Source organism: Falsiroseomonas sp. RANM36 (assembly GCF_056682175.1).
Map to the genome: position 1 here is coordinate 402,370 of NZ_JBWXTD010000003.1, position 374 is coordinate 402,743.

A 374-nucleotide genomic window follows, 5' to 3' on the forward strand; every position below is an offset into this window, starting at 1 on the left:
GGGGGGCCGGCCCCCCCCCCGGCGCCCGCCCCCCCCCGCGCCCGCGTCATGGCCGCCGCGCCGCAGGATCGGGCAGGTATCCGACGCGCCGCGCGGCCGCCATGACGCGGGCGCGCGTGGCCTCGGCCACGTCGGGATAGCCGTCCAGCGCGCGGGAGACGGTGGTGGCGGAGAGGCCGAGTTCCTGTGCGAGGTCGCGCAGCCTGGTCATGCCGATGCGGGCGCGGCGCGCCCTGCCTCCTCCCCTCTCCGCGGCCTTTGCGGCCGGGCTTCCAAATCGTTTTGGGAGATTGGCAGAGGCGCGTGCCCGTTGCAAGGGCGTCGTTGCCGAGGGGGCCTGAAAGCGGAAGGGCCGGGCCGCTTGCGCGGCCCGG

Annotated in this window: 1 protein-coding gene; it reads right to left on the reverse strand. The window is 77.5% G+C overall.

The window, feature by feature from the left end; genetic code table 11:
- Nucleotides 1-46: 46 nt before the first annotated feature.
- Nucleotides 47-211 (reverse strand): LacI family DNA-binding transcriptional regulator, encoded by a 165-nt coding sequence (locus tag AC1MIR_RS06720; protein WP_480027412.1) that lies wholly within the window; start codon nucleotides 209-211, stop codon nucleotides 47-49.
- Nucleotides 212-374: the final 163 nt, after the last annotated feature.

What these genes read in the sequence shown, in the direction of transcription:
- AC1MIR_RS06720 (WP_480027412.1), bottom strand. Translation starts at nt 211, where the DNA reads ATGACCAGGCTGCGCGACCTCGCACAGGAACTCGGCCTCTCCGCCACC.